The sequence below is a fragment of the Streptomyces beijiangensis genome, from assembly GCF_017315755.1.
In the GTDB taxonomy this organism is placed as follows: Bacteria; Actinomycetota; Actinomycetes; order Streptomycetales; family Streptomycetaceae; genus Streptomyces; species Streptomyces beijiangensis.
This window is the reverse complement of sequence record NZ_JAFLRJ010000367.1, coordinates 1-3,558: the sequence shown is the minus strand read 5'-3', so window position 1 is coordinate 3,558 and position 3,558 is coordinate 1. Positions and strand designations below refer to the sequence as shown.

5 protein-coding genes are annotated in these 3,558 nt (G+C 66.6%); all 5 read left to right on the top strand.

Annotated features, from left to right (window positions below):
* Positions 1-401 (top strand): LytR C-terminal domain-containing protein (locus tag J0695_RS31115; protein ID WP_206967713.1); only part of this gene is annotated, 401 nt, incomplete at its 5' end.
* 316 nt (positions 402-717) lie between these two features.
* Positions 718-879 (top strand): hypothetical protein, encoded by a 162-nt coding sequence (locus J0695_RS31110; RefSeq protein ID WP_206967712.1) that lies wholly within the window; start codon positions 718-720, stop codon positions 877-879.
* A gap of 25 nt (positions 880-904) precedes the next feature.
* Entirely contained in the window at positions 905-1,198 is a 294-nt protein-coding gene (locus tag J0695_RS31105; protein ID WP_206967710.1) for a Dabb family protein, read from the top strand.
* Positions 1,199-1,373: 175 nt separating this feature from the next.
* Complete coding sequence (locus tag J0695_RS31100; RefSeq protein ID WP_242553422.1) at positions 1,374-2,207, top strand: RNA polymerase sigma factor SigF; 834 nt, start codon at positions 1,374-1,376, stop codon at positions 2,205-2,207.
* A gap of 211 nt (positions 2,208-2,418) precedes the next feature.
* Positions 2,419-3,285, top strand: a complete 867-nt coding sequence (locus J0695_RS31095; protein WP_206967705.1) for an RNA polymerase sigma factor SigF — start codon at positions 2,419-2,421, stop codon at positions 3,283-3,285.
* Positions 3,286-3,558 lie beyond the last annotated feature (273 nt).

Genomic DNA, 3,558 nt, shown 5'->3' with positions numbered 1-3,558 from the left:
GTCTGGCAGCCTCCTTCGCGGCGACCCCCTCCCCTTCTTCCTCGGCGCCGGCCACCGTGTCGGGTGCGGGCATCAGCGTCGCCGTCTACAACGGCACGCTGACCAAGGGGCTCGCCGCGAAGGCGGCTGCCAGACTGCGGGAGTCGGGGTTCACCGTCCCCTCGGTCGCCACGGCCCGCAGCCAGGACCACACCACGACGCTGGTCGAGTACGGCCCCGGTGAGCAGGACCGGGCCAGGAAGGTGGCAGCGCTCTTCCCCGACGCGCGGCTGCAGGCCGGTACGGCGGCGGGGCTGAGCCTGGTGCTCGGGCAGTCGTACGGGACGACGCCGGCGCCCGCCGCATCGGAGAAGGCCCGCTCGGCGGACGACAACCCCTGCTCGAATCTGACCTTCGGCTGAGGAAACGAGGAAGCCAGGACGGGGGAAGCGGCATCGGGGGGACAAGGCCGCTTCCCCCGACGAGAACGGGACCTGCAAGCCCGAGCCGCAGTCAGGGGGAAGCGATGCGGCGCGGACCCCGCAGTGAGGTCCTGTTCCGTGGAGCCCCGCGCATTCCTGCCAGATCCGCCGGGCTCGGGATCAATCCTCCCCCTTGCCGGGCGGTCCTCCTGACGGCAAAAGGCCTTGACCCATGGGCCCTTGGTCCCTAAAGAGGGTGTACGGATAGACTCTCGCGACTGCAGCACGGGGACCGCAGGGAGGGCAGGGCCGAGTAGTGCCAGCGAAGAAGATCATTCTTTATATTCTCGTTGTCTTCATCCTGTACACGATCATCACTTCTCCGGCCAGATCAGCCGATCTCGTACAGGTAGGGTTCGAAGGCATATCAAATGCCGCACAGGGCGTCGGCGAGTTCATGACCCAACTGGTGAGCTGAGCCCGAGCCCGCTAAGGAGTCCCTTTTGATCCGCCATCTGGTCCTCTTCAAGCTCAACGAGGGCGTCGGCCGCGATGACCCTCGCGCTGTCGCCGGCGCGAAGGCCTTCGACGAGCTGGGAGACCTGATCGGGGAGGTGGAGTTCTGGGAGTGCGCCTGGAACATCACCGAGAGGCCCATCGCCTATGACTTCGCGATCAACTCCGCCGTCGCGGACGCGGATGCGCTGAAGCGCTACATCGAGCACCCGGCCCACCAGGCGGCCGCAGGACAGTGGCGCGAGTTCGCCACGTGGGTGATCGCCGACTACCCGTTCTGACCCCTCGCACAGCAGGCCCCCGCCCTTACCGGGCGGGGTTTTTTGCATATCTACGCCCCCAACTTGCCTTCAACACGGCATTTTGCGGTGCTTGCACACAGTGGACATGTCTTGTGATGCTATGACCGCTTTTGACGGATGAATTGAACAGTTCTGTTGAAAAGGGGTGGCGTTGATGACCGTGCCGGCCAGTACTGCGCCCGAGGTGCCGCTCCAGACCGAGCCCGCTCCCACCCCCGCCAGGAGCCGGGGCGCCGACACCAGGGCCCTGACCCAGGTCCTCTTCGGCCAGCTCAAGGTGCTTGAGCCGGGCAGCCAGGAGCACTCAAGGGTGCGCGGGGCGCTCATCGAGGCCAACATCCCGCTGGTGCGGTACGCCGCCGCCCGGTTCCGCAGCCGCAACGAGCCCATGGAGGATGTCGTCCAGGTCGGCACGATCGGCCTGATCAACGCCATCGACCGGTTCGACCCGGACCGCGGGGTGCAGTTCCCGACCTTCGCGATGCCGACCGTCGTCGGCGAGATCAAGCGTTACTTCCGGGACAACGTACGGACCGTGCACGTCCCTCGCCGCCTCCATGAGCTCTGGGTGCAGGTCACCGGCGCCACCGAGGACCTCACCACGATGCACGGGCGCTCGCCGACGACCGGGGAGATCGCCGAGCGGCTGAAAATCGCCGAGGAGGACGTACTGGCCTGCATCGAGGCCGGACGTTCGTACCACGCACAGTCGCTCGAAGCCGCCCAGGAGGGCGACGGCCTGCCGGGCCTGCTCGACCGGCTCGGATACGAGGACCCGGCGCTCGCCGGGGTCGAACACCGCGATCTGGTCCGGCATCTTCTCGTACAGCTGCCCGAACGCGAACAGCGGATTCTGATGCTGCGCTACTACAGCAATCTGACGCAGTCACAGATCAGCCAGGAATTGGGCGTTTCCCAGATGCATGTCTCAAGACTGCTGGCCAGAAGCTTCGCGCGACTTCGATCCGCAAACAGGATCGAGGCATAACCGGATCGAGTGATCCGGGCCAAACGCTGAAAAGCCGCACACCCCCTCTTTCCTGCGCAGATATGTCGACTTGGCGCTACAGCGTGTTGCCGACATGTGACATTCTGCTGGAACCGCGTTTGCCGCAGCCCCTCCTCCGGTATTCAGGTGGAGGCTGCGTTCCTCCGACGGGAGCGTCCGCCGTGACCGTCCGCGACCTCAAGGGGGTGGCATGTCCGCAGAACAGGGCAGCTCGAAGGTGCTCACGCTCACCAAGCCCGAGCCCGCGCCGCAGCAGAAGCAGGCACTCAGCAGCTCGGAGTTGCCGAGCACCGGCGCCATCGACACCCGCACTCTGTCCCGCTCCCTGTTCGTGAGGCTTGCCACCCTCGACGCGGACAGCCCGGAGAAGACGTATGTGCGGGACACGCTGATCGAGCTCAATCTGCCGCTGGTGCGATATGCCGCGGCGCGGTTCCGCAGCCGTAACGAGCCGATGGAGGACATCGTCCAGGTCGGAACGATCGGCCTGATCAAGGCGATCGACCGCTTCGACTGCGAACGCGGCGTGGAATTCCCGACGTTCGCGATGCCGACCGTGGTCGGGGAGATCAAGCGCTTCTTCCGCGACACCTCGTGGTCGGTCAGGGTGCCGAGGCGTCTGCAGGAGCTGCGGCTCGCGCTGACGAAGGCGAGCGACGAGCTCGCGCAGAAGCTCGACCGCTCGCCGACCGTCCCCGAACTCGCCGTCGTACTGGGCGTGTCGGAGGAGGACGTCGTCGACGGCCTCGCGGTCGGCAACGCCTACACGGCGTCCTCGCTCGACTCGCCCTCGACCGAGGAAGACGGCAGCGAGGGGTCCCTGGCGGACCGTCTCGGCTACGAGGACACGGCGCTGGAGGGCGTCGAGTACCGCGAGTCGCTGAAGCCGCTGCTGGCCAAACTGCCGCCGCGTGAGCGCCAGATCATCATGCTGAGGTTCTTCGCGAACATGACGCAGTCGCAGATCGGCGAAGAGGTCGGCATCTCGCAGATGCATGTCTCGCGCCTGCTGACGCGGACGCTGTCGCAGCTCCGAGAAGGCCTGATCGGGGACTAGCCCCCGGCCCGTCGGGGGGCCCGGGGCTGCGCCCCGCCCCCCCCGTAAGCGGCCTCCGGCCTGTCCTCAATCGCCGGACGGGCTTGATTTTGCCCGCTGCGGCATTGAATGCGCCGGCAAGTGGGACTGAGCACGTACGGCTGCGCACACACTTCTGAGCACGTTCGACGTGTGCTCGTTTGAGCTGCGCTGCTTTGGCCCGCGCATATTGATCGCCGGCAAAATCAAGCCCCTCCGGCGATTGAGGAGCGGGGGTTCGGGGGCGGCGCCCCC

Coding starts and splice junctions, on each gene's coding strand:
- J0695_RS31100 (WP_242553422.1), top strand. CDS start 1,374: ATGACCGTGCCGGCCAGTACTGCGCCCGAGGTGCCGCTCCAGACCGAG.
- J0695_RS31095 (WP_206967705.1), top strand. CDS start 2,419: ATGTCCGCAGAACAGGGCAGCTCGAAGGTGCTCACGCTCACCAAGCCC.